The sequence below is a fragment of the Nonomuraea sp. H19 genome (genome assembly GCF_052068215.1).
Taxonomy (GTDB): Bacteria; Actinomycetota; Actinomycetes; order Streptosporangiales; family Streptosporangiaceae; genus Nonomuraea.
Window position 1 is genome coordinate 614,772 of sequence record NZ_JBQHCV010000002.1, and the last position, 24,193, is coordinate 638,964.

Here is a 24,193-nt window from a genome sequence, read left to right on the forward strand (position 1 = left end):
TGGGGAGTCACCTTCACGGGCGATTCCCGTGTCCATTGGGCAAGGCTCACGCTACCTGGCTCAGGAGACAGGGTGGCGGCGGAATGGCTGGAAGAGAGCGCCAGAGGGCCGCATTGGCTGGGGTTCCTGGCTGACGCGAGCGACCTGCTCGCGGGCACTCTAGATCCCGACATGGTTCCCGCGATCATCGCTCAGATCGTGGTGCCGCGGCTGTCGAGCTGGTGCGCCGTCTACACCTCCGACAACGCCGTCGGCCCGCCGCGGCTGGTCTATCTGTGGCACGCCGACGAGGCCAGGATCGACGGCCTGCGCGAGCAGCTCACGGAGGTGGACGTCGCCGCCGCCGGCACCCGGGTCACCTCCACGATCCACCTGGCCGATGCCCAGGTGCTCGCGGTGCCGCTCACCGCGCGCGGGCGCAGCCTCGGCATGATGTGCCTGGGCCGGCCCGACCGCTTCCCCGACGACGTCATCCAGTTCGCCGAGGACATCAGCAGGCGCGCCGCGCTGGCCATGGACAACGCCAGGCTCTACGCCCAGCAGGCCGCCGCCAACCGCGCGCTCCAGCGCAGCCTGCTCCCGCCGAACGAGCCCGAGGTGCCGGGCCTCGACTACGGCGTCATCTACGAGCCGGCGGGCGAGGCCAACGAGGTCGGCGGCGACTTCTACGACCTGTTCAAGTCGGGCGACGACTCGTGGCGGTTCGCGATCGGCGACGTCTGCGGCACCGGCCCGGAGGCCGCCGCCGTGACCGGGCTCGCCCGCCACACGCTCCGGCTGCTCGCCCGCGAGGGATACGGCGTCGCGGCCGTGCTCGGCCGGCTCAACCAGGCGATCCTGGAGGAGGGGGAGCGGGCGCGCTTCCTGACGTTGCTGCACGGCGACATCACGCCTGTGGAGAGCGGCCTGGAGATCCGCATGGTGTCGGCCGGGCACCCCGAGGCGCTGCGGCTCAAGCCGAGCGGCAAGGTGGAGGCGGTGACCACGCCGCAGTCGTTGCTCGGCGTTTTCCACGAGGTCGTGTTCGAGGCCGACACCGTCCATCTGGAGCATGGCGACGTGCTGCTCGCGGTCACGGACGGGGTGACCGAGCGGCGCTCGGGCGGGCGGCTGCTCGACGACGACGGCGGCCTGGCCAAGCTGCTGGCCGAGTGCGCGGGGCTGTCGGCCAGGGCGGTGGCCGAACGCATCCGCAGGGGCGCGGCCGAGTTCGCCTCGGAGCCCAGCGCGGACGACCTGGCCATCGTGGTGCTGCGCGCCCGCTGACCTCTTGGCCTCCCGCGCCGTCGCGGAGTCGTGGGCGGTGTGGTGCTCGATTGGACGCCTCCCGGTGAACGGCGATGCGCGCGCATAGTGCCAACAGGAGGGGCCGACGATCAAGACGGCCGGGTGGGCCAACTCTTTACGATCTGTCAAATGTCAGAGTGAAACCACGTGCTTTCTGGCGAATTCGAGCTGGACGGCGATCTGCGCGATCCGCTCGGACACCACGAGGGATCCGCGCATGGCGTCATAGGTGTACACCTCGTGTTCGCGCCCGTGCTCGGCCAGCTTGGCCACGTACTTCTCGATCTGGCGCAGCGGGCAGCGGGTGTCGTTCTCGCCCGTGAGGATCAGCAGCGGGCTCTTCACCTGGTCGACGTAGGTGATCGGGGAGCTGGCCGCGTACCGCTCGGGTTGTTCGCCGGGCGAGCCGCCGAACAGCGCGCGGTGGTAGGCGCGCAGGCTCTCCGCCTCGTCCTCGTACGAGGTCTGGTGGCAGGCGATCGGTACGGCGGCGATGCCGGCCGCCCACAGGTCCGGCTGGGTGCCGAGGCCGAGCAGCGTGAGATAGCCGCCCCAGGCCGCGCCCGCGAGCACGGTCCTCGCCGGGTCGGCGATGCCGCGCTCGACCACCCGCCGGCGTACGGCGGCCACGTCGGCGAGCTCGATGTGCCCGACGTCGCCGTGCAGCGCGTCGCGCCAGGCCGAGCCGTAGCCGGTCGAGCCGCGGTAGTTGACCCGCACCACCGCGAAGCCCGCGTCCACCCAGGCCGCGACCTCGGGCGAGAAGACGTCGCGGTCATGTTCCGTCGGGCCGCCGTGCAGCAGGAAGACGGTCGGGTACGGTGCGATGCCGGCCTCGGGCGTGGAGACGAGCGCGTGGATGCGGCCGCCCTCGCCCTCGACGTCGATGTCCTCGACCGGGACGCTCGGCGGGGCGGGCGGGCCGCTCGGGTTGACCACGACCTGGCCGTTGCTGGAGCGGATGACCGGCGGGCGGGAGGCGTTCGACCAGAGGTATTCGACGTGGCCGCCGGGCCGCGGCGCCGCCTCGTCGATCACGCCGTGCGGCGTCTCGATGAGCGTCAGGTCACCGCCGCCCAGGTTGTAGCGGTGCAGGTAGCTGCGGGCGCGGTCGTCGCGCAGGATCAGCAGGCCGCGGCCGTCGGCGTACCATTCGGCGTTCAGCTCGCCGGGGTCCCTCAGCCAGATCTCGCGTTGCTCGCCGGTCAGCGGGTCCCAGACGAGGGGCTCGTTGCGCTGGCGGCGTTCGTGCAGGGCGAGCAGGCGGCGGTCGCCCACGACCGGGGCGAAGCTCAGCCCGATCACGCCCTTGCCGGGGCCGTCGTACAGCTCGCCGACCGTCTCGCCGTTCTGGCGGACGACGCGGAGCGCAGGGTGACGGAAATCGCCGTACTCACCGTGATTTATCGCGATAAGAGAGCCGTCGAGGGACATGTCGGTTACCCACGCGGCCTCCGTGTGCTCATAGAGCAGCCGGTACGGCTCGCCGTCCCGTACCAGGTGGATGCGGAACGTACCCTCACTGGCCAGGCTGATCGCCGCGACGCCGGTCGTGGACAGCGCGATGCCGCCGGGCTGGCCCGCCGGCAGACCGGGGGCGACCGGCTCGTCGGGGCCGCCGCTGAACGGCTGGCGCCACCACACGCCGAACTCGTCGCCCTCGGTGTCGGCGAACCAGTAGATCCACTGCCCGGTGGGGTCGATGGCGGCGAACGCGGTGCCCTTGGGCCGGTCGGTGACCTGGCGGGTGGTGCCCGTCACGCGGTCCCAGGCGTAGACCTCCCACTTGCCGGTGGCGTTGGAGCGGTAGATGGAGCGGTTCGGGGCTTGGGGAGCCCAGGAGGGCAGCGTCATGCGCGAGGCCCGGAACCTGGCCTGCCAGCGTTCCTCCGCCTTCATCCGCCGCGCCCCCTCCCGTTGATGTCCCGGCCCACCGGGCTCGGGATGCCGTCCAGTATTGCGCCTGTATGGGGTAAATGCTTGGGAAATGTGGGGGAATTTCGGACTAAATGCCCCATCAGTAACACCAGTCGCAGACGTCCGTCAAGGCGCAGGTCTTGATCGGGGTGCGGGCTCGAAGATAGATAGGTGGAACCTTGCGCGCGTTACTACTTTCTCCCGTCCTTTTGCCACATTCTGGGAGATATATGCGGCGATACGCCTGTCAAGCTCTGTCGGGTCGGTGTGCCACGCGCTCGGGCCCATGCCGACCGCCTGGGCGATGCCGACGTGGCCGAGCTCCATGTCGAACTCGATCGAGCGGCGATCGATCTCGGCGAAGCCCGCCATGCTGCGCGCGACCCTGCGCTCCTTGTCCTCATCGACGGAGAGCAGCCCCAGCTCCTCCACGAGCGGGCTCAGGTGCGCCCCGGCGGGCGTGACGACCACCACGGCGCCGTCCGGCCGCAGGATCCTCCTGAACTCGGGACCGTTCCTGGGCGCGAACACGTCGATCACCACATCGGCCACCCCACTCCGGATGGGGAGCGGCCGCCACACGTCGGCCACGAAGGCGCCCGCCCTCGGGTGCACCCGCGCCGCCCGGCGTACAGCGTGTTTCGACACATCGAAAGCCATCCCGATGCCATCGCTCACGGCATTGAGCGCGGTCGCCAGATAATGCCCGGTTCCCGCGCCGGCGTCGACGATCACCGGCGCGGCCCTGCCCGCCACGCGATGATCCTCGACCTTCTTCCGGTCAGGCACAGGACCTTCTGCTGGTCCCAGACCGTAACCGGCCTCCATTCCCGCCCCACGGTACGCCTTGAGCTCGCCGCCGTCATTCGTTTCTGTAGAGGACTCACGTTTTCCCGAAACGTTCTGTGCGGCCGTACGTATCCGCACAGTCTCGGCCACGGCGTCAGCCAGCGGGGCATAATGCCCGGCGGTCAGGAAATCGGCCCGCGCGGCCACCATCGCCGCACTGTCGGCGGTCCCCGGCGGCCTGGAGCCGACGAGCAGGCTGACGTATCCCTGCTTGGCCACGTCGAACGCGTGCCCGTTCGCGCACCGCAGGGCGTGCTCGTCCAGCCGCACGTCGGCGCCGCAGACCGGGCAGATCAGATATTCGACGATGTCGGCCAACATGCGGCCCATTCTCGTGTACGACCGACTCGCCCTCGGCCCTGCGTGCGCCCCTCGGGTACGCGGCCGACCCCCTGCGTGACCGACCCGGCTGTGCGCGATGCCGTCGTGGTGCCGCTTCGGCGCTCACGTCGGGTCGCAGGGTGGCGCGATGGTGGAAAGACGAGGCCGCGACGCGTCAGGCGCTCGTCTCGAGGAGGAAAGCGGCGTTGGAGGAGGTGGAGCGGAGCTTGCCGACGAGCATTTCGAGCCCTTGCTGCTTCTCGAGCGCGCCGAGCATGCGCCGCAGCCGCCAGATCACCTGCCGCTCCTCCACGTGCAGCAGGATCTCCTCCCGCCGCGTCCCCGACGCGTCGAGGTCCACGGCGGGGAACAGCCGCCGCTCGGCCAGCTCGCGGGTGAGGTGCAGCTCCATGTTCCCCGTCCCCTTGAACTCCTCGTACAGGCTGTTGTCCATCCGGGAACCCGTGTCCACCAGCGCGGTGGCGAGGATGGTGAGCGAGCCGCCGCCCTCGACGTTGCGAGCGGCGCCGAAGAAGCGCTTGGGCGGGTAGAGGGCGCCGGCGTCGATGCCGCCGGTGAGTATGCGCCCGCCGCCGGGCGCCAGGTTGTTGTACGCCCGCCCCAGCCGCGTCAGCGAGTCCAGCAGCAGCACCACGTCCCGTCCGGCCTCGACGAGCCGCTTGGCCCGTTCGATGGCCAGCTCGGCGACGGCGGCGTGGTCGCGGTCGGGGTGGTCGAAGGTCGAGGAGAAGACCTCGCCGTCGATCGTGGCGCGCATCTCGGTGACCTCCTCGGGCCGCTCGCCCACCAGCAGGACCATGAGGTGGACCTCGGGGTGGTTGCGGGAGATCCCGGCGGCCAGTGCCTGCAGGACCATGGTCTTGCCGGCCTTCGGCGGCGCGACGATGAGGCCGCGCTGCCCCTTGCCGATGGGCGCGAACAGGTCGATGACGCGGGTGCTGAGCGACTCGGTCTCGATGGAGAGCCGCTCGGTGGGGTGGATGGGTGTCAGGTCGGCGAAACTGGGACGGCCGCGCCACTGGGCGGAGCCGTTGACGGATTCGACGCCGACGAGCTTGTTGCCGGCGAAGGACGCGACGACGTGGTCGCCGGGCCGCAGGTCGTACTGCCGGATCTTGTCGGGAGGCAGGCGTACGTCGTGCGGTCCGGGCAGGTGTTCGGCCCGGATGAACGCGGATTTGTCGCGTACGTCCAGGAGGCCGCTCACCTGTCGGACGGGCACGTCCGCACGCTGCTGTGGAATGGTGTGCAGAGACATGGTGAAACCCTTTGGGGAATGCGCCGGACCCCATGCAAGGGGTGGCGAGTGGTGAAAGGAAGCCCGGCCCGTCGAAGAGGGGCGGGGCGATGATGAAGATCAGCGGAGCTCGAGCTCGACGCTAGTGGGAACATACCACACGATCTACGCCATCAAACGCCTAGCACTGTTGGGCTATTCCCGGGCCGTTCCCGTGTCTTTCCCGGCAAGTGCGGGCCAGGCGCGTGACAATGTTCTTCTCGACTCCGTACTGCGAGGAAAATTACCGCGCCCCGTGTGTCGGAGGGCACTGAACCCCCAGCTGAGCAGCGTCATCGTGTCAAGTGACATGCAGGACCCCTGCAACTGGTTGAGGGTTCCATAGCACCAACAGAACTCCTTGGGGGAGCACCATGAAGACCGTCAACCGTTGCCCGCGGTGCCACCACGAGCTCGACGAGGGCCCGATCATCTACAGGTGCGCGCACTGCTGCCGCGCCGTCTACGCCGCCGACCTCGAGAACGAGTACGTTCCGCGCCAGCCCGTCGCTGCGTAGTCTGAGGCGCATGCCGCATCAACCGATAACCGTGTCCGGCGTCGAGGTGACACCGCTCTGCGACGCCGTGGGCCCGATGGGTGCGGCGATCCGCCGCCCGCTCGCCGAGATGTTCCCCGGTTCCGGGCTCCCGGACGAGCCCTGGGTCCTGCACTTCCACTGCTATCTGCTGCGTGCGGCGGCAGGCCGCCTGACCCTGGTCGACACCGGCATCGGCGGCGCCGACTCGCCGGCGTCCAGTTGGGCGCCGGTTCCCGGCACGCTGTTCGGCGAGCTCGCCGCGGTGGGCGTGACGCCCGCCGAGATCGACACCGTCGTCCTCACGCACCTGCACAGCGACCACGCCAGCGGCGTGGTGCTGGACGGCGGGCCGGCGTTCGCGAACGCGCGCTACGTGCTCCAGCAGGCCGAGCTGGACGCCGCGCAGGGCCAGGCGCTCGACCGGCTGGTCACTCCGATCAAGGGGCAGCTGCACGTCGTCGAAGGCCAGGCCGAGGTCGCGCCGGGAGTCCACGTGCACCTCGCGCCCGGGCACACCCCCGGCCACCAGATCGTCAGAGTGGGCGACGTCGCCGTGACGGGCGACCTCGTGCTCCATCCCGTCCAGCTCGACGACCCGGGCGTGCGCTACCTCTACGACGACGACCAGGAGGCGGCCGCGCGCACCCGCGCCGAGGTGCTCGGCGCGCTCAGGGCAGAGCGGGCGATTCTCGCCACCGCCCATTTCAGCGAGCCGTTCCTGCGGCTCTGAGCGTCCCCTGTGTCAGCTGCTGTGCCGCTCCAGGTTCTGCCATAGTGCCTGCATGAGCGATTTCTGGGACACGGTCAACCGGGTGATCACCGGGGCGGCGGCGTACATCACCGATGAGCACGGCCGGGTCCTGCTGGTCGACCCCAACTACCGCGACCACTGGACGTTCCCCGGCGGCATGATCGACGCGGGCGAGCACCCCGCGCAGGCGTGCGCCAGGGAGATCGCCGAGGAGCTCGGGCTCGAGGTCGAGGTCGAGGTCGGCGCTCTGCTGACCGTGGCCTGGACGGACGGCCTGCCGAACATCCCTTATTCGCTGGTCACCTTCACCTTCGACTGTGGCGAGATCGCTTCCGACACGCCGATCACGCTCCAGGCGGAGGAGCTGGACGACTACGGCTTCTTCACCGTCGAGGAGGCGGAGCAGCGGCTGGCGAGCCATTCCTACCAGCGGCTGCTCGCCACGGCCGCCGCGCGCGACTCCGGCCGGCTGACCTATCTACCGCCCGCTCAAAACCGGTTGATCAGCCAGGAGGGTTGAGGGCAGGGCCACCATCGAGGTCAGGCCCCCGTACGGCGAGGGCGCCAGGGTGACCTTGATGCGGTGTCTGGCCGCGAGCCTGCTCACGACGAACAGACCGAGCCGGTCGCTCTGCGCCAGATCGAACTCCGGCACCTTCGTCAGCCGGTCGTTCAGCTCGTCGAGCTCGACCCGCGGCAGGCCGAGCCCGCGGTCCTCGATCTCCACCATCAGGCCGTACGGCGTCATCGTGCTGCGCACGTCCACCTTGGTCTGGGGCGGTGAGAAGAGAGTGGCGTTCTCGATCAGCTCGGCCATCAGGTGGGCCACGTCCGTGACCGCCGCGCCCAGCAGCGCGACGGGCGGCGGCTGGAGCACCTCCACCCGCTCGTACTCCTCGATCTCCGCCACGGCCGCGCGCAGCACGTCGACCATCCGCACCGGGTTGCGCCAGCCGCGCCCCGGAGCCTGGTCGGACAGGATGATCAGGCTCTCGGCGTGCCGGCGCATGCGGGTGGTGAGGTGGTCGAGCTTGAACAGGTCCGCCAGCATCTCGGGCTGCTCGGTGGCCCGCTCCATGCTGTCGAGCTGGAGCAGCTGCCGGTGCAGCAGCGACTGGTTGCGCTTGGCCAGGTTGACGAAGACCTGGTTGACGCCGTGCCGCAGCCTGGCCTGGTCCACCGCGGCCTCGACGGCCGTGGACTGCACCTGGTTGAACGCGTGGACGATGTCGTCGACCTCGGCGGTGTGCGTCCTGACCTCGATCGGCGCGATCTCGGCGGGCGTGGGGCGGCCCGTGTTCGTACGCAGTCGCTCGACCAGCCCGGCCAACCGCACCTCGGCCAGCTCCGTGGCGGCGTCGCGGAGCCCGGCCAGCTCGCGCACCAGGCGCCTGCGGAAGCGGAGCGAGAGCATGATCGAGGCGATGACGGCGATCAGCCCCAGACCGCCCGCCACGCCGACCTTGACCAGCATGCCGATGGCGGCGGGCGTGACCCTGCCCGTGATCGCCTTCACGGCCGCGGCCTGATTGCGCTCGACCGCCGTCCACAGGTTCTGGCCGTCGATGGGCCAGGTGGCCGCCGTGGCCGGCAGGCCGTTGGCAGCCGCCTGCCCCTTGATGGCGTCTTCGGTGGCCAGGAACTCCCGGTAGACGGGCGAGGTCGCGAGCTTCGCGTACGGCCCCCGCAGGCCGCCGTCCAGATGCGAGAGCGCCTGGGAGTAGAGCAGCCGCCTGGTGGCGACCATCCCCGTGAACGCGTCCCGCTCTCTGGGCTCGACCCTGCCCTTGGCGAGCACCGCGGCGATCAGCGCCCGCTCCCGCGACAGCACGTCCTTGGCCTCGCCGAGCATGGTCACCGCCCTGGCCTGCTGGTAGAGCGCCATGTCGGGGACCAGGACCATGGCGTCGTACATGCGGAAGGACGCGTCCACGATCTCGCTGTAGCGGTCGATCACGTCAACCGGCGCGACGCTCGCGCCGTCCACCTCACGCCGGACGTCGGCGAGCTGGTCGAGCTTGCGGTTGAACGCGGTGAGCTGCGCGATCAGCTCCGGCGACAGGTCGCGTACGTTGCCGGCCAGGCGGCGGAAGTTCGCCACGGCCTGGTCGGTCTCGCCGCGCCGTTTGGCGAGATCGTCCGCGCGCCGGCCGCGTACCAGGAACTCCACCGAGGTCAGCCGCTCGTCCTGCAGCTTGATGTTGATCTGCTCGGACGGGACGGCGAAATTGGTGGCAAGATCGTTGATCGCCAGCAGGCGGACGCCGTCGCCGCCGGTCAGGCCTGCCGCGAACGCCCACAGTCCCGCGAGGGACACCAGTGGGACGAGCAGCAGAATGAGGAGCTTCACAGCGATGGGACGGCCACGCTTGGGGGGCATGCGACCTCCGGGTGCATGATGAGATCGCCTCGCAGAGTACACCCCCTTTTGGAAGGATTTCTGTGCGTCTTCCGCGTTCTTTCTCCGGCTGGACCATCGCGGTTTTCGGTTTCCTCGCCTTCGCGCTCGGGCTGCTCGGGCTGATCTCGCCCGGAACGCTCCTGGCCATGCTGGGTTTCGAGGTGCTGGAGGTGCGCCCGGCCGGTGACTACACGCTCGTCTATATGGCCGCCTCGTCGATGGCGGCGGTGAACATGGGCGTTTATTACATGTTCGCGGCGTCTGCGAACTACACGCCGTTCTTTCGGTGGACCGTGCCGTTCCGGCTCGTGACGTTCGCGGTCTTCAGCACGCTGGTGCTGACGGGGGCGGCGCCGGCGAAGTTCTTCGGCGTCGGGCTCTGGGAAGGGCTGGGAGCGGTGATCACGGGGTACGCGCTCTGGCGCGAGGGCAAGCTGCTGCCCTCGCGCCAAGGCGTCATCTAGATTCCTCGGAGCCGCGGGCCACGAGGCGGTCGCCGGAGTGCTCGTGTTCGAGCCGCCGTTCCAGATCGCGCTTCTCGTCCTCCAGCTGGGCCACCCGGCTGGAGGCCTCGGCTCTGGCGCTGCGCATCCTGCGGTGCTGCCTGGCCGTCCGACGCGAGCCCGAGCCCAGCAGCCAGAGGCCCAGCAGCAGCACGGCCGTGGTGGCCGCCCCCGCCAGGAACATCTCCAGGTGGTTGAGCTCGAAGGTGTATCCGAAGAGGATGTACCTGCTGCTCTCCTCGGTGGCGACCAGGGCGATGGCACCGCCGGCGAGCAGGACCAGGATCAGACCAAGGAAGATCATCCAACTCACCCCTTGTCGTCAGAGGCGTTTCTCCTGCCCTTTCGCCGGTGGTGTATGCGCAATGATGACGTTCATGAGACCCGAGCCAGGCCAGGTGCTCCACTTCTCTGAGGACCCCACCATCGAGCGGTTCGTGCCGCACGTCGCGGTGACGACCTCGCTGACCGAGCCGTACGTGTGGGCGGTGGGCCACGACCGCTGCCCCGACTACTGGTTCCCGCGCGCCTGCCCGCGAGCGATGGCATGGACGGGGCCGCACACCACCGAAGAGGACGCGGCCCGGATCATCGGCGCGGGCGGCGGCGATCGGGTGCACGCCGTCGAATACTGCTGGCTCAAGGCGATCATGGACGTGCGGCTGTACGCCTACCGGCTGCCCGCCGACGACTTCGAGCCCATCGGCGACCCGCCGCACGCCCTGATCTCCAAGGTCCCCGTCGAGCCGCTCGGCCCTCCGGAGCCGGTCGGCGACCTGCTGGAGCTGTACGAGGAGGCGGGGATCCAGCTACGCGTGCTGGCCAACCTGTGGTCGTTCTGGAAAGAGGTGACGGCGAGCACGCTGGAGTTCAGCGGGATCCGGCTGCGCAACGCGCGTCGATGAGCGCGGTGAGCCGCTCCAGCGGCATCGAGGCGGGCGGCAGCTGCTCGCGGGCGTGCCTGTTGGCCTCGCTCTGGAGCACCTCGTTGATCGGGGTGGGCACGCCGTGCAGGCGGCCGAGCAGGACGATCTCGCCGTTGAGGTAGTCGGCCTCGATGGAGCCGCTGCCCCTGGCCAGGCTCTGCCACGACGACCCGCCGCCGCGGGCGATGCCCTCGATGGGGCGCACGTCGACCTTGTGGCCGCGCACCTGGCGCTCGTCGTCGACGGTGGAGTAGGCGATGCCCGCCGTGTTCAGCACGGTCATGGCCTCGGCCTTGGCCCGGTCGACGACGGCGGCCATGCCGTCCGCGCGGCCGACGAGGGCCTCCACGGCATTCGCCAGGTTGCTGATCAGCTTGCCGTGCTTCCATCGCATGACGTCGGGGACGGCGCGGCCCACGAGGCCGTGCTTGCCGAGGTCCGTGGCGATTTGGCCGGCGAGGTTGTCCACACCCTGTGGATAACATCCGACCTGCAGCATGCCGGAGTACGGGTGCCCGTGTGCGGCCACCACACCGGGCTCCAGATGCTGGGCCGGCAGCCACACGCACATGCCGTAAACATGCTCGAACCGCCGCAGGACCATGCGCTCGTTGGCGACGCCGTTCTGGGCGCACACCACGGGCAGGCCGGTCGGCCAGTCAGCCAGCGCGGAGATCGTGTCCTGCGACTTGGTGGCCAGGACGAGCACGTCGTCGTCGCGCGTGGGGATGGGGCCGTCGGCGGCGGGGATGTCGAGGGTCTCAGAGGTCTCGGGGGTGATGAGGCGTAGGCCGTCGCTTTTCAGCGCCCGGTAGTGCGCGCCTCTCGCGATGAGGACGACGTCGTGCCCGCCTTGAAACAGGCGGGCGCCGATGGTTCCTCCGACTGCCCCTGCCCCGATCACTATGTAGCGCATTGAAAGAGGATGTCACTCCTTCATTTCGCCAGCGCGACCTGGGTCTGCGTCGTCACGGCGGTCCCGCGCGCCCGCTCCCGCAGGATCGTCTTGAGCACGCGCCAGCCGTCACGCACGGCGTGCAGGTTGCTCGTGCCGTGGATCCGGGAGCGCTCGTGGCTGGGGACCTCGCGGATGACGAGCCCGGCCTGGGCGGCGCGGACGTTCATCAGCGTCTCGATTTCGAAACCGTCGCAATCGAGTTCCATGGCCTCGAGGTGGCGCGCCCAGAAGGCGTTGTAGCCGTAGCAGAGGTCGGTGTAGCGGGTGCCGTAGAGGACGTTGGTCAGTCTGGTGAGGACCTTGTTGCCGAGCGAGCGCCACGGGCTGAGGTCGTCGGAGCCGCCGCCGGGGGCGTACCGGGAGCCCTTGGCGAAATCGGCGCCGTCGAGCAGCGTGGCGACGAAGGAGCCGATCTCCCGGCCGTCGGTGGACCCGTCGGCGTCGATCATGACGATGATGTCGCCCCTGGCGGCCTGGAAGCCCTCGATGAGCGCGTTGCCCTTGCCGCGCCGGCTCTGCACGACGACCCGGAGGTCGGGGCGCAGCCTTCGTGCCACGGCGATGGTGTCGTCGGTCGAGTTGCCGTCGACCAGGATCACCTCGTCGATCCAGTCGGGCAGCGTGGCGAAGACGTGAGGAAGGTTCTCGGCCTCGTTCATCGCCGGAACGATGACACTGACGCTGGCGGCGGAAGGCTGCTTGTTCATGAGTACAAGGTCCTCCTCCGCACATGCAGCCCACTTGACACTGCCTTGCATAGATCGCTGTTATATGTGATCATTCTCGATTCTGGCCTCCGCGGCCCTGGAGACGATCTCGTCCACGGTCTCGTCCGGCGTCTGCCGCGAGCTGTCCAGCCACAGGCCGAGGCGGGGAGTGTCGCGGCGCAGCGCGTCGTCCAGGTCGGCCACGGTCCAGTCTCCGTAGCCCGTCTTGGCGCGCTCCCGCTCGCGGCGCTCCACCGCGGCCACGCCAGGGGCGAGCACGACCACGTGGAGGGGACGGGCGCGAATCAGCTTCGTGCACCGCTCCAGGTCCGCTCCGAGGATGACGTCCTGGACGATCGGGGTGAATCCGGCATCGAAGTACAGGTCCGCCACGGTGGCCGCGATCCGATAGCGCAGGTGGAGCTGGCGCACCGCCTCGTCGCTCTCCTCCGGCGTCATGTCGGCGCGGCCGGAGACCACCATGCGCCGGAACATGTCACCGCGCACGTGAGCCGCCCGCGGCAGCCGCTCGGCCAGGGCCTGGGCCACGGTCGACTTGCCCGCGGCCGAGATGCCGCTGATCAGCACGGCGCCGTTCACGCGCCGACCAGTTTCCGCACCCGGTCGGCGCCCACGGCCAGCAGCAGCGTGGGGAGCCTGGGTCCGGTGTCACGGCCGATGAGCAGGCGGTAGAGCAGGGCGAAGAAGGCCCGTTGCGCCGCCTTCAGCTCCGGGGTCGGCGCGGCGTCGGCGGGCAGTCCCGCCTGGCGCTTCGGCACGCCGTACACCAGCGTGGTGAGGCCGTCGAGCGACCAGTCGTCGAGGCCGTCGGCAAGCAGCCGCAGCGACTCCCGCTCGACGGGGCCGAGCGAGTCGAGCAGCTCCTCGTCCGGCGACTCCCGTACGCGGGTGCGCTGCTCGGCGGGCACCTGGCCGTCGACCCAGCGCTGCGCCTTGTCCAGGCGCGGGCGGGCCTCGTCGAGGCCGGCCACCGCGTCGAGGTCGCGCAGGATGCGCAGGGTCTGCTCGGCGTGTCCCGTCGTGATGTCCACGATGGAGGCCAGCGTCCGGTACGGGATGGGATGCGCGGTGGCGGGCAGCGGACCCTCGGCCGTGCGTACGGCGCGGTCGTACGCGGCCAGCTCGGCGGGCTGCGCCTGGCCCGCGGCGACTTTGCGGCCCACGGCGTCCCACTCGTCGTAGAGCCGCTGGATCTCCTGGTCGAAGGCGATCTTGAAGGACTGGGCCGGTTTGCGGCGGGCGTACAGCCAGCGCAGCACCGGCGCCTCCATGATCTCCAGGGCGTCGGCCGGGGTCGGCACGTCACCCTTGGAGCTGCTCATCTTGGCCATGCCGGCGATGCCGACGAACGCGTACATGGGGCCGATCGGCTGCTCGCCGCCGAACACCTCGCGCACGATCCGGCCTCCCGCCGTCCACGCCGAGCCCGGGGAGTGGTGGTCAACGCCCGACGGCTCGAAGATCACGCCCTCGTACGCCCACCGCATCGGCCAGTCGACCTTCCACACCAGCTTGCCGCGGTCGTGCTCGGCCAGTCGCACGGTCTCGCCGAAGCCGCACTCGCAGGTGTAGGCCAGCTCGGTGCTCTCGTCGTCGTACGCGGTCACCGTCGTGAGGTCGCGCTCGCACAGCTCGCAGTAAGGCTTGTACGGGAAGTAGTCCTCCACCTGCTTCGTCCGGTGGCGCGACAGCTCGGCGTCGATCGTGGCCCGCTCGCGCACGGCCAGCAGGATCTGCTCGCGGTAGGCGCCCGAGGTGTATTGCTCGGTCTGGCTGATGCCGTGGTAGCGCACCCCCAGCTCGGCCAGGGCCTCGATCATGGGGGCCTTGAAGTGCTCGGCCCAGTTGGCGTGCGTGCTGCCCGGAGGGGCCGGCACCGAGGTCAGCGGCTTGCCGACGTGCTCGGCCCAGGCCGGGTCGATGCCCGCGGGCACGCGGCGGAAGCGGTCGTAGTCGTCCCAGGACAGCAGGTGCACGCATTCGCGCCCGCGCCGCCGGATCTCGTCGGCGACCAGGTGGGGGGTCATGACCTCGCGCAGGTTGCCGAGGTGGATCGGGCCCGACGGGCTCAGGCCGGAGGCGCACACGATGGTTTTGCCCGGAGCGCGCCTCTCCGCCTCGGAGATCACTTCATCCGCGAACCTGGACACCCAGTCGGTCTCGCCACGTGCAGCCATCGCGCCATTCTTGCGGCTCGGCCCGATTCAGGCGAACACTTTGGGTCGGCCCGGCAGGCGTCGAGGCTCGCCCGGAGGTACGTCGTGCCCCGCCCGAAGGCCCCGTGGCCCTCGGGCGGAGTCGGTCACAGCGTGCCGGAGTAGGGATCCCAGTCGTGGGCCAGAGGCTCCGGGGCGGCCACGGTGGTGGTGATGGGGCGGAACTCCGAGCGTTCGCCCGAGTCGATGATCGTGGTCATCAGCTCCAGCACGTGCAGCGCCAGGTCGCCCGAAGCCCGGTGCGGCGTGCCGGTGCGGATCGACCTGGCCATGTCGAGGACGCCGATGCCGCGCCCCGCCGTGGTGCCGGACAGCGGCAGCTCCCGCCAGTCCGCGTCATGCAGGCCGCGGGCCAACAGGGGTCCCACGAAGGTGTTGGGGTCGGGAAGCGACAGCGCGCCCTCGGTGCCGATGATCTCGATCATCGCGCGCCTGATCGGCGCGTCGAAGCTGAACGTCGCCGCCGCCGTCGCCGCGCCCGGGAAGTCGAGCAGCGCGTTGACGTGAGTTTGCACATCCACGGGGAAGATGCTGCCCTCCTTCGGCCCCGAGCCGACGACCCGATGCTCGCGGGCCCTGCGCGTGCCGGCCGCCACCTGGGCGACGGGGCCGAGCAGGGACACCAGCGCGGTCAGGTAGTAAGGGCCCATGTCGAAGAGGGGACCGCCGCCGCGCTGGTAGAAGAACTCGGGGCTGGGATGCCAGGATTCCGGGCCCAGGGTCTGAAAGGCCGCCGTGACGGCCACCGGCGTGCCGATGAGGCCCGAGCGCAGGGCGTGCAGGGCGGACTGGAGCCCGGCGCCGAGGAAGGTGTCGGGCGCGCAGCCGATGCGCAGGCCGAGGTTGGCGGCCTCGGCCATGACCTTGGCCCCCTCGTCCAGGTCCAGCGCCAGCGGCTTCTCGCCGTACACGTGCTTGCCGGCGCGCAGCGCCTCCAGCGCGACGGCCCCGTGCGCGGACGGGATGGTGAGGTTGACGACGATCTCGACCTCGGGCACGGCGAGCACCGTGGCGAGGGTCCCCGACACCGGCACGCCGTACTCCTGCGCGACGGCGGCGGCGCGCTCGGTGTCGATGTCGGCGATGCCGAGCACCCGCACGTCGGGGAAGGCGGTCAGGTTGCGGAGGTATTGGCCACTGATGTTTCCGGCGCCGATCAGGGCGACGCCGACGGGGCCGTTGCTCAAGAGCTCTCCAAGGAGGTGAGGTAGGCGTGGCTTTCCGCGAGAGCGGTGAAGATGTCGGTCGCGCACTCGTCGAGCTCGACGATGCGCCAGGCGTCGGGCGCGGCGGCGAGGATCTCGGGCACCGGCATGACGCCGCTGCCCACCGCGGTGTGCGGTTCTCCCTTGACCCCCGGGCCGTCCTTGACGTGCAGCGCCAGCGTGCGCTGCGCGAGGCGGCCGAGCAGGGCGGGCACGTCGGCGCCGCCCACGGCCGCCCAGTAGGTGTCGATCTCCAGGAACACTTCGGGGGCGAGCAGGTCGGCCAGCGCCTCGATGGCGTGCCGGCCCTCGACCTGCGGTTCGATCTCCCACCAGTGGTTGTGGTAGCCGATCCGCATTCCGTGCCCGGCGGCCTGCTCGGCCAGGCCGTTCAGCAGGTCGGCGGTGCGCTGGAGGCCGTCGCGCGTGGTGAACTCCTCGTGCGCGATGCCGCCCGGGATGATCACCAGATCGGCGCCGACCGTGGCGATCGCGTCGAAGACCTCCGCGGGCTCCTTGCTGAGCAGCGCGTACGCGTGCGTACTTGACACGCTCAGCCCCAGGTCGTCGAGCAGCCGGCGGAAGCCCTTGGGATCGGCGGTCGGGTCGAAGGGCTCCACGGCCCAGTAGCCCATCTCCGCGATCCGCCGCATAGTGGTGTCACGATCGGCGGCCAACGGCTCCCTGACGGTGTAGAGCTGGACGCTGATGGGTTTCGTCATCCACGTACCCCCAGGAGGTGCTCGAGCGCGAGCTGGTTGAGGCGGGTGAAGTGGAAGCCGCGCACGGCCGCGGCCTCGGGGTCGAAGTCGTCCTTGGCGAGGTCCTGCCACGTCTCACCGGCGGCCAGGGTGGGCTGGGCGAGCTCGTCCACGCGCGAGGCGCGCAGGGCCTCCTGCACCTCGGGGTCCTGGCGGAACTTCGCGGCCTTCTCCTTGAGGATCAGGTACGTGCGCATGTTGGCGGCGGCCGAGTCCCACACGTCCTTGGGGTCCTCGGTGCGCAGCGGCTTGTAGTCGAAGTGGCGAGGGCCGTCGTAGCCGGCGTGCTCCAGCAGATCCACCAGGAAGAACGCGCTCTTGAGGTCGCCGTGGCCGAAGATCAGGTCCTGGTCGTACTTGGGGCCGTGCTGGCCGTTGAGGTCGATGTGGAAGAGCTTGCCGTGCCACAGCGCCTGGGCGATGCCGTGCACGAAGTTGAGCCCGGCCATCTGCTCGTGGCCGACCTCCGGGTTGAGGCCCACCATCTCAGGGTGCTCCAGCTCGTTGATCAGCGCCAGCGCGTGGCCGATCGTGGGCAGGAGGATGTCGCCGCGGGGCTCGTTGGGCTTGGGCTCGAGGGCGAAGCGGATGTCGTAGCCCTTGTCGAGGACGTACTGGCAGAGGAGGTCCAGGCCCTCCTTGTAGCGGTCCAGCGCGGCCTTGACGTCCTTGGCCGCGTCCGACTCGGCGCCCTCGCGGCCGCCCCAGCACACGTACGTCTTCGCGCCCAGGGAGGCGGCGAGGTCGAGGTTGCGCATGACCTTGCGCAGGGCGTACCGGCGGACGTCGCGGTCGTTGCTGGTGAACGCGCCGTCCTTGAACACCGGGTGGGTGAACAGGTTCGTGGTGGCCATCGGCACCTTCATGCCGGTCTCGTCCAGAGCCTTCCTGAACGCGGCGATGGCCTTGTCACGGTCGGGCTCGACGGCCAGCAGGTCGTCGTCGTGGAACGTGACGCCGTACGCGCCCAGCTCGGAAAGCCGGTGCACGCTCTCGACCGGGTCGAGCGCCGGCCTCGAGGCGTCACCGAAGGGGTCGCGGGCCTGCCATCCCACGGTCCACAGGCCGAAGGTGAAGCGGTCATCAGGGGTCGGGGCGAATGCGGTCATTTCCTGCTCTCCGTGTGATTAGTCCATAATCTGTACATAATCCTGAGGAGGTGGACCGGGTGTCGTCAAGGGGAGTCCGGCATGATTCCATGCGAGCCCGTAACCTGGCCGTAGTACTCGATGCCATCCACCGAACAGGACCTCACACTCGGGCCGCGCTCGCTGAGATGACCGGGCTCACCAAGACCACCGTGTCCAGCCTGGTCGCGGACCTGCTGGAGGCGGGCGTGGTGACCGAGAGCGGCGCCGTGCGCGGCGGTGAGCGGGGTCGCCCCGGGGTGGCGGTGAGCCTGAGCGGGCACCGGATGGCCACGCTGGGGCTGGAGATCAACATCGACTACCTGGCCGCCTGCGTCGTCGACCTCACCCGCACCGTACGGTTGCGCCGCACCCAGCCGGCCGACAACCGCAACTCGAATCCCGCCGACATCCTGCAGCGGCTGCGCGACCTCGTGAAAGAGACCACGGCCGAGGCCGAGGCGGCCGGGCTGCGGATCATCGGCGCGGCCCTGGCCGTGCCGGGGACCGTCGAGGGCGGGGTGCTGCGCAGCGCGCCGCATCTCGGGTGGCGGGACGTGCGGGTGGCGGACCTGATCGACCTGCCGTTCGCGATCGACAACGAGGCGAACCTGGCGGCGCTCGCCGAGCTGTGGTTCGGCGCGCGGGCGGCGGACTTCCTGTACGTGTCGGGCGAGATCGGCATCGGCGCCGGCCTGGTCGTGGACGGCACGCTGTTCCGCGGCACCTTCGGCCTGGCGGGCGAGCTGGGCCACGTCGTCGTCGTGCCCGACGGGCCCGGGTGCCGGTGCGGCGGCCGGGGCTGCTTGGAGGTGTACGCGGGCCAGGACGCCCTGCTGGGGGAGGTGACCTCAGTCGCCGCGCTGGTGGAGCGGCTGGAGTCGGGTGACCGGCTGGCGCTGGAGGCGTGCGAGCGGGCCGGGCACGCCCTCGGCGTGGCGCTCACCTCGGCGGTCCACCTGCTGGACCCGGGCCGGATCGTGCTCGGCGGCATCTTCGCGCCGCTGTTCCCCTGGCTGGAAGGGCCGGTCGCGGACGGGCTCGGGTCCCGGCTGGGGCAGATGCGAGGCACGCCGCCGGCCCTCGTCGTGTCGGAGATCGGCGCGGACGCGGCGGTGCTGGGGGCGGCCGGGCTGATCATCCAGCGGATCATCGCCGACCCGGCACAGGTGCTCGGCCTCTAGCGGCGACGGGTGGTCCACACCTGGCGAAACCGGGCGAGTTCTAGCATGTCGGCATGCTGATCGAGGAACGGACCGCTGCCGACGGGGACCTGACCGCGCTGCTCGACGCGGCCTTCGCGGAGCTGGTGGCCCGCTACGGGCCCGAGGGGCGCTCGCAGGTGCGGGCCGGGGCCAGGTATCTGGTGGCGTCGGTGGACGACCGGGCCGTCGGGTGCGGCGCCGTCCAGCCCGTGGACTCCGGCACCGGAGAGCTCAAACGCATGTACGTGCTGCCCGAATATCGTGGCCGGGGCATCGCCAAATCGCTGCTGTCGGCGCTGGAGGAGCTGGCCGCCGGGCTGGGGTATCGCCGGCTGCGACTGGCGACCGGCGTGCGGCAGCCCGAGGCCATCGCGCTGTACGAGCGGTGCGCGTACGTGCTGACCGAGCCGTACGGCAAGTATGTGGACGCGCCGCTGACCCGCTGCTACGCAAAGGCCCTGGCTCAGCAGTAGCCCAGCCGGCGAGCGGGATGCGCTCGTCCGCGACGAGGGGAGGGCGCACGCGGGGAATGGTCACGTGTCCGGACGCTACTTCAGCGACGGCGCATGGCCTTTTCCAGGAGGGGCAGCCGGGCGAGGACGATCCCCCTGCGCTGCCAGGTGTAGGTGATGAGGACGTGGTCGGAGGTGACGACGGCGGAGGGATAGCTGTACTCGGCGACGCCGCTGGTGACGACGCCGGCATCGCCCGGCGCGAAGCCCGCTGCGGCGGGCTCCAGGAGCCGCGGCACGGCCGGATCGACGGGTACGACGCCGTCGTCCACGACCGGCCCCGCGTGCCAGGTCAGCCCGTCGTCGTCCGACAGCGAGACCACGAGCGGGCAGCGGCTGCCCCACGACTCGGCGGCCGGGTTGTGCACGCAGGCCACCCGTCCCGACGGCAGCGCGACCGCCGCGAGGCCGCTGTTGTTGTTGGGCAGGCTCGTGGGCTCGGCAGGCGACCAACTGCGCCCGGCGTCGAGGGAGACCGAGCGGTACGCCCGGCCCTCGGTGCTGCGCATCAGCGCGACGGGGCCGCTCGCGCCCCACCACAGCGCGGGCTGGATGTGCCCGGCGCCGGTCAGCGCGTCATGGTCCACCGGAATCGGGGCTCGGGTCCAGGTCAGGCCACCGTCGTCGGAGACGTCGACGAACGGATCCCAGCGCGGCCGCTCACCCCACTGCTCTGTCGAGCCGGGTGCCAGCCAGCGCCGGCCGCCGGGCGCGAGCAGGGGCGGGTTCTTGACCGGTCCGCGGCCTCCGGATCGATCTCCGGGGACGAGCTCGCGTACCGGCTCCCACGTGGCGCCGCCGTCGTACGAGCGGGTCACCAGCGTGATCCACTCGGAGATGCGCGCGCCTGCCTTGCAGAACAGCCACAGTGCGCCGTCAGGGCCCGGCGCCAGCACGGGGTTCCAGTGCGCGACGTCCCTGCCGGTGTCCAGGGTGCTGGTCCGGCCGCCGTGGGCGATGCGAATGCGGTTGTCGGGCGTGCCCTCCCTCGTCCCGGCGAACCACGCGACGACGGGAGCCCCGTTCACCACGGCCAGCGTGGACGCGTGGCACTGCCTCCGGCGTGGGTCGTCGACCGTGACGAATTCCCGCTTCATCGGGAGGCGCGCGCTGCCAGCCGGGCGATGTGGTGCCGCGTGTCCGGGCCGATCTCGGGAGCGGGCATGCGCAGGGCGCCGGTGCCGCGGCCCAGGTGGTGCAGCGCCAGCTTGATGCCTTCCACGGTGCCGCCCAGCGCGGCCAGCACCTCGTCGGCCCGCGCCTGCGCGGAACGCTCGGCGTCGGCGTCCCCGCCGGCCACGGCGTCGGCGAGCATCGCGAACGGCTCAGGGAACGCCGCTGACAGTCCCGAGACGACCCCGGCCCCGCCGTGCCGGACGACCTCGGCGAGCCTGGTGTCCGCGCCCGACCACAGCCGGGCCTGCGCCGGCAGCGCCGCGCGGTATTCGCCGAAGCGCTCGGCCGCCAGCCCGCTCAGCTTGGCCCCGGCCAGCCCGGTCTCGGCGGCGATCGTGGCGAGATCCGCGGGCTCGACGACCACGCCGGAGCGCTCGCTGAACAGGTAGCCGTAGACGGCGGCCGGCCCCGCCGCCGCCGCCACCGCGGCGAAGTGCCGCAGGACCGCGCCGGTGTCGGCAGGCAGGTAGTACGGGGTCAGCGCGGCCAGCCTGCGCGCACCCAGCGCGACGGCGTCGCGGGCCAGCGCCACCGCCTCCCGCGTGGCCGCGGCTCCCACGTGCACCACGACCCGGTCGGGCCCGAACACGGCCAGCGCCGCCTCGGTCACGGCGTGCCGCTCCGCGTGGTCGAGAGCCGGGAACTCGCCGGTGGTGCCGCAGACGAAGACACCGTCGACGCGGCGGGTGAGATCCGTGAAGTGCGCCTTGGTCGTGGCATGGTCCAACTCGCCCGCCTCGTCGAAGAACGTGGGGACGGCGGCGAGGACCTCGGCGCGGCGCTGGCTGTTTTCTGACATGGCAAAGCCTCGGTTCGTCGATGGTGACAGGCGGATGGCGACCGGGTTAGAAAACGGGCTGCGGGCGCGGTCGCTCGCTCAGCGTCGCGCGGATCCGGCTGCAGGAGCCGTCGAGGTGCTCGGTGAGCGCGGCCAGCGCGGCCTCGACGTCGCCCGAGCGGACGATGTCGCTCAGGTCGGCGTGGTCCTTGGCGACGGGGACCAGGTCGCGGTCGGTGTTGGTGATCTCCAGCACCGTCGCGAACAGCGGCCGGTGCAGCGCCCACGTGGCGGTGAGCCAGCGGTTGTCGCCGATCGTGTAGAAGCCGCTGTGGAAGTCGAGGTCGGCGGCGGCGAACTTGGCGGCGTCGGCGGCCACGGCCGCGGACTGCATCTGCTCGAGCGCCGCGTCGACCGGGGTCCAGTCGGCGGCGTCGAGCCGCGTGATGGCCTCCTTGATGGCCAGGCTCTCCAGGGCACCGCGCAGCGAATAGAGCTCCACGAGATCCTCGTCGGACAGCCCTCGGACGAAGACGCCGCGCTTGCGCGTCTCGACCAGCCCTTCGATCTCCAGCTGGCGAAGCGCGTCGCGGACCGGTCCGCGGCTCACCCCGAAGCGCTCCGCGATCCTGCCCTCGACCAGGTGTGTCCCGACATTCAGCTCGCCGCGCACGATGAGCGAGCGGAGCTGGGCCAGCAGCTGATCCCCGAGCGGTGGATGGCGCAACGGATTGGTGATCGTCACCAGCCCTCCTCTCGTGTTCTCCGCTCGTACGGAGCCTACTCCGCAGCACTGCAGACGGTCAACGCTAACCGATGACCGTTGACGGTTAACCGTTTTCCGAGTCATAGTGTGCGACAACTGAAATCTCTGCGGACACTTCGGCCGAACCCCCAGCAGAAAGGGAGGCGCCATGGTCGCGACCCTTCCGAAGACAGACCTCCGCTACACCTGGAAGGTCACGGCCTCCAGCTTCCTCGGCAACACGCTGGAGTATTACGACTTCCTCGTCTACGGGACCGCCGCCGCCGTCGTCTTCCCCAAGGTCTTCTTCCCCGACGCCAGCGGCTTCGTCGCCACGCTCTCCGCCTTCGGCACGTTCGCCGTCGGCTTCCTCGCCAGACCGCTGGGCGGGCTCTTCTTCGGCAGCCGGGGCGACCGGCACGGCCGCAAGTCCACGTTGATGGTCACGCTCGTCGTGATGGGGGTCAGCACCATCCTCATCGGGCTCCTGCCGGGATACGCGACCATCGGCATCTGGGCCCCCGTCCTGCTGGTGGCCCTGCGGTTGCTGCAGGGATTCGCGGTCGGCGGCGAGTGGGGCGGCTCGATGATCATCGTGCTCGAGTCGGCGCCCCCGAACCGCCGCGGTTTCTTCAGTGCCTGGCCCAACACCGGCGGGTTCTCCGCGCAGATCCTCATCACGGGGGTCTTCGCCTACGTCTACACGCTCTCCGACGAGCAGTTGCTGAGCTGGGGCTGGCGGATCCCGTTCCTGCTGTCGGCCGTCGTCCTGGTCGTGACGTTCTGGATGCGGCGCAGCCTGCACGAGACCCCGGTCTTCACCAAGGCCGTCGCCGACGCTCCGGCCGCCGCGGAGAAGGCCGCCCCGAAGCACGGCCCCATCCGTACGATCTTCGTCGACGACTGGCGGAACCTGCTGCTGATCATCGGGCTGCGGTTCGCCGAATCGACGCCGTACTTCCTGCTCACGGTGTTCGCGCTGTCGTACGGCACCAGCACCCTCGGTCTGGAGAAGGGCCAGCTGAACAACGCGATCCTCATCGCCGCCGTGCTCTCCTTCGTCAGCCATGGCGTGTTCGCGGCGATCTCCGACCGGGTGGGGCGGCGGCCGATCTACTTCTTCGGCGCGGTCGTGGTGTTCGTGATGGCATTCCCGTTCTTCGCGATGCTGCACAGCGGGTCGATGGCGCTGATCGTGCTCGGGTACGTGCTGGTGCTCAACCTCGGGCACAACGCCATCAACGCCATCCAGCCGGCGTTCTTCGCCGAGCTGTTCCCGGCCGAGCGCCGCTACACGGGCGCGGCGGCCGGTCGCGAGATCGCCTCGATCTTCGCCGGCGGCCTGACCCCGTTCATCGCCACGGCGCTGGCCGGGTCGGACGGTGCCCGATGGCCGCTGGTGGCCGGGTACGTCATGGTCGGCGCGCTGATCACGATGTTCGCCGTGTACAAGGCGCCGGAGCCCTTCCGCCGCGACCTGAACGCCACCGGCACGACCGTCCGCTAAGTGCCGCCGGACCACCGCTGAGCCGCGGTCCCGAGGGCGTCCAGCTCTCCGGGACCGCGGCTCACCGGGTGCGTGTTCGGCTTTCGCGATCAGCGGCCACCAGCGCAGCGACCAGGCACGATCCCTACGCCGCGGTCTCCACGCCGGCCGAACGACTGGAGCCGGCGACCGACTCGGATGAACAACTGCTCGCGGTCGCGACGATCCTGGCCGAAGCGTTCCGGCTGGACTACGTACGGATGGAGATCGAGCGACCGAACGGAGACCGCTCCGTAGTGGAGCACGGGACGCCCCGCGGGCCCTCGGTGTCGCTACCGGTGGCCTACCGGGGCGAGAGCCGACCGCGCCGAGGCCATCGTCCCGGCCCGCGACGCCGGGCTCGGACGCTGACGTGAGGCTCGCATTAGCCTGCGGCTTTCACGGCGAATTTGAGCCAGCCTGATCGTTCACATAAGAAAAGTGCCCTTGAACTGGGAGGATCGGA

At 70.4% G+C, this 24,193-nt stretch carries 25 protein-coding genes; 10 read left to right on the forward strand and 15 right to left on the reverse strand.

The window, feature by feature from the left end:
• Nucleotides 1-72: 72 nt before the first annotated feature.
• Nucleotides 73-1,266: a PP2C family protein-serine/threonine phosphatase gene (locus ACTMTI_RS06645; protein ID WP_441118800.1), complete on the forward strand. Its 1,194-nt coding sequence runs from the start codon at nucleotides 73-75 to the stop codon at nucleotides 1,264-1,266.
• A gap of 153 nt (nucleotides 1,267-1,419) precedes the next feature.
• Here the strand turns inward: ACTMTI_RS06645 and ACTMTI_RS06650 are convergent, their stop codons facing one another.
• The 3 genes from ACTMTI_RS06650 to rho form a co-directional block, all read right to left on the reverse strand.
• A complete protein-coding gene (locus ACTMTI_RS06650) occupies nucleotides 1,420-3,186 on the reverse strand; it encodes a S9 family peptidase (RefSeq protein ID WP_441118801.1) in 1,767 nt (588 codons plus the stop codon).
• A 144-nt stretch (nucleotides 3,187-3,330) separates the two neighbouring features.
• Nucleotides 3,331-4,374: a putative RNA methyltransferase gene (locus ACTMTI_RS06655; RefSeq protein WP_441118803.1), complete on the reverse strand. Its 1,044-nt coding sequence runs from the start codon at nucleotides 4,372-4,374 to the stop codon at nucleotides 3,331-3,333.
• A 175-nt stretch (nucleotides 4,375-4,549) separates the two neighbouring features.
• Complete coding sequence (rho, locus tag ACTMTI_RS06660) at nucleotides 4,550-5,653, reverse strand: transcription termination factor Rho (protein ID WP_441118805.1); 1,104 nt, start codon at nucleotides 5,651-5,653, stop codon at nucleotides 4,550-4,552.
• A 392-nt stretch (nucleotides 5,654-6,045) separates the two neighbouring features.
• Here rho and ACTMTI_RS06665 point away from each other — a divergent pair, with 392 nt between their 5' ends.
• From ACTMTI_RS06665 to ACTMTI_RS06675, 3 genes are read left to right on the forward strand one after another with little or no spacing between them, the layout of a single operon-like run.
• The gene (locus ACTMTI_RS06665; RefSeq protein WP_441118807.1) at nucleotides 6,046-6,189 is read left to right on the forward strand and encodes a hypothetical protein; all 144 of its coding nucleotides are present in this window, start codon (nucleotides 6,046-6,048) and stop codon (nucleotides 6,187-6,189) included.
• 10 nt (nucleotides 6,190-6,199) lie between these two features.
• The gene (locus tag ACTMTI_RS06670) at nucleotides 6,200-6,940 is read left to right on the forward strand and encodes an MBL fold metallo-hydrolase (protein ID WP_441118808.1); all 741 of its coding nucleotides are present in this window, start codon (nucleotides 6,200-6,202) and stop codon (nucleotides 6,938-6,940) included.
• 52 nt (nucleotides 6,941-6,992) lie between these two features.
• Nucleotides 6,993-7,481, forward strand: a complete 489-nt coding sequence (locus tag ACTMTI_RS06675) for an NUDIX domain-containing protein (RefSeq protein ID WP_441118810.1) — start codon at nucleotides 6,993-6,995, stop codon at nucleotides 7,479-7,481.
• On the opposite strand, the gene ACTMTI_RS06680 is transcribed toward ACTMTI_RS06675, so the two are convergent.
• Nucleotides 7,440-9,341, reverse strand: a complete 1,902-nt coding sequence (locus tag ACTMTI_RS06680) for a sensor histidine kinase (protein WP_441118811.1) — start codon at nucleotides 9,339-9,341, stop codon at nucleotides 7,440-7,442. The genes ACTMTI_RS06675 and ACTMTI_RS06680 overlap by 42 nt on opposite strands.
• Before the next feature lie 62 nt (nucleotides 9,342-9,403).
• On the opposite strand from ACTMTI_RS06680, the gene ACTMTI_RS06685 reads away from it, so the two are divergent.
• On the forward strand, nucleotides 9,404-9,826 hold the full coding sequence (locus ACTMTI_RS06685) for a hypothetical protein (protein WP_441118812.1): 423 nt from the start codon (nucleotides 9,404-9,406) through the stop codon (nucleotides 9,824-9,826).
• Here ACTMTI_RS06685 and ACTMTI_RS06690 read toward each other — a convergent pair.
• Nucleotides 9,819-10,169, reverse strand: a complete 351-nt coding sequence (locus ACTMTI_RS06690) for a hypothetical protein (RefSeq protein WP_441118814.1) — start codon at nucleotides 10,167-10,169, stop codon at nucleotides 9,819-9,821. The two genes, ACTMTI_RS06685 and ACTMTI_RS06690, sit on opposite strands and share 8 nt — an antisense overlap.
• A gap of 73 nt (nucleotides 10,170-10,242) precedes the next feature.
• Here ACTMTI_RS06690 and ACTMTI_RS06695 point away from each other — a divergent pair, with 73 nt between their 5' ends.
• Complete coding sequence (locus ACTMTI_RS06695) at nucleotides 10,243-10,770, forward strand: DUF6886 family protein (protein ID WP_441118815.1); 528 nt, start codon at nucleotides 10,243-10,245, stop codon at nucleotides 10,768-10,770.
• Here the strand turns inward: ACTMTI_RS06695 and ACTMTI_RS06700 are convergent.
• The 7 genes from ACTMTI_RS06700 to xylA all read right to left on the reverse strand — a co-directional run bounded on the left by ACTMTI_RS06700 (nucleotide 10,736) and on the right by xylA (nucleotide 17,768).
• Entirely contained in the window at nucleotides 10,736-11,707 is a 972-nt protein-coding gene (locus ACTMTI_RS06700) for a ketopantoate reductase family protein (RefSeq protein ID WP_441118816.1), read from the reverse strand. The two genes, ACTMTI_RS06695 and ACTMTI_RS06700, sit on opposite strands and share 35 nt — an antisense overlap.
• 20 nt (nucleotides 11,708-11,727) lie before the next feature.
• Complete coding sequence (locus ACTMTI_RS06705; protein ID WP_441118818.1) at nucleotides 11,728-12,456, reverse strand: glycosyltransferase family 2 protein; 729 nt, start codon at nucleotides 12,454-12,456, stop codon at nucleotides 11,728-11,730.
• Nucleotides 12,457-12,516: 60 nt separating this feature from the next.
• Nucleotides 12,517-13,056, reverse strand: coding sequence for an AAA family ATPase (locus ACTMTI_RS06710; RefSeq protein WP_441118819.1), 540 nt, complete (start codon nucleotides 13,054-13,056; stop codon nucleotides 12,517-12,519).
• Nucleotides 13,053-14,654 (reverse strand): lysine--tRNA ligase, encoded by a 1,602-nt coding sequence (gene lysS / locus ACTMTI_RS06715; protein ID WP_441118820.1) that lies wholly within the window; start codon nucleotides 14,652-14,654, stop codon nucleotides 13,053-13,055. The genes ACTMTI_RS06710 and lysS overlap by 4 nt, the downstream gene beginning before the upstream one ends.
• Nucleotides 14,655-14,779: 125 nt before the next feature.
• Complete coding sequence (locus ACTMTI_RS06720) at nucleotides 14,780-15,880, reverse strand: Gfo/Idh/MocA family protein (RefSeq protein ID WP_441118821.1); 1,101 nt, start codon at nucleotides 15,878-15,880, stop codon at nucleotides 14,780-14,782.
• A complete protein-coding gene (locus tag ACTMTI_RS06725) occupies nucleotides 15,877-16,620 on the reverse strand; it encodes a sugar phosphate isomerase/epimerase family protein (protein ID WP_441118822.1) in 744 nt (247 codons plus the stop codon). The genes ACTMTI_RS06720 and ACTMTI_RS06725 overlap by 4 nt, the downstream gene beginning before the upstream one ends.
• Complete coding sequence (gene xylA, locus ACTMTI_RS06730) at nucleotides 16,617-17,768, reverse strand: xylose isomerase (RefSeq protein ID WP_441118823.1); 1,152 nt, start codon at nucleotides 17,766-17,768, stop codon at nucleotides 16,617-16,619. Before xylA ends, ACTMTI_RS06725 begins: the two co-directional genes overlap by 4 nt.
• A gap of 89 nt (nucleotides 17,769-17,857) precedes the next feature.
• On the opposite strand from xylA, the gene ACTMTI_RS06735 reads away from it, so the two are divergent.
• Nucleotides 17,858-18,970, forward strand: a complete 1,113-nt coding sequence (locus ACTMTI_RS06735) for an ROK family protein (protein WP_441118825.1) — start codon at nucleotides 17,858-17,860, stop codon at nucleotides 18,968-18,970.
• 53 nt (nucleotides 18,971-19,023) lie between these two features.
• Complete coding sequence (locus tag ACTMTI_RS06740; protein ID WP_441118827.1) at nucleotides 19,024-19,464, forward strand: GNAT family N-acetyltransferase; 441 nt, start codon at nucleotides 19,024-19,026, stop codon at nucleotides 19,462-19,464.
• 80 nt (nucleotides 19,465-19,544) lie between these two features.
• Here ACTMTI_RS06740 and ACTMTI_RS06745 read toward each other — a convergent pair whose 3' ends face one another.
• The 3 genes from ACTMTI_RS06745 to ACTMTI_RS06755 form a co-directional block, all read right to left on the reverse strand.
• On the reverse strand, nucleotides 19,545-20,531 hold the full coding sequence (locus ACTMTI_RS06745; RefSeq protein ID WP_441118828.1) for an exo-alpha-sialidase: 987 nt from the start codon (nucleotides 20,529-20,531) through the stop codon (nucleotides 19,545-19,547).
• Nucleotides 20,532-20,596: 65 nt separating this feature from the next.
• Nucleotides 20,597-21,478 (reverse strand): dihydrodipicolinate synthase family protein, encoded by an 882-nt coding sequence (locus ACTMTI_RS06750; protein WP_441118829.1) that lies wholly within the window; start codon nucleotides 21,476-21,478, stop codon nucleotides 20,597-20,599.
• Nucleotides 21,479-21,524: 46 nt separating this feature from the next.
• A complete protein-coding gene (locus ACTMTI_RS06755; RefSeq protein WP_441118830.1) occupies nucleotides 21,525-22,202 on the reverse strand; it encodes a GntR family transcriptional regulator in 678 nt (225 codons plus the stop codon).
• 169 nt (nucleotides 22,203-22,371) lie between these two features.
• Here ACTMTI_RS06755 and ACTMTI_RS06760 point away from each other — a divergent pair, with 169 nt between their 5' ends.
• Together ACTMTI_RS06760 and ACTMTI_RS06765 are read left to right on the forward strand one after the other, a co-directional pair.
• Nucleotides 22,372-23,709, forward strand: coding sequence for an MFS transporter (locus tag ACTMTI_RS06760; RefSeq protein WP_441118832.1), 1,338 nt, complete (start codon nucleotides 22,372-22,374; stop codon nucleotides 23,707-23,709).
• Nucleotides 23,710-23,777: 68 nt separating this feature from the next.
• A complete protein-coding gene (locus ACTMTI_RS06765; protein WP_441118833.1) occupies nucleotides 23,778-24,104 on the forward strand; it encodes a hypothetical protein in 327 nt (108 codons plus the stop codon).
• Nucleotides 24,105-24,193: the final 89 nt, after the last annotated feature.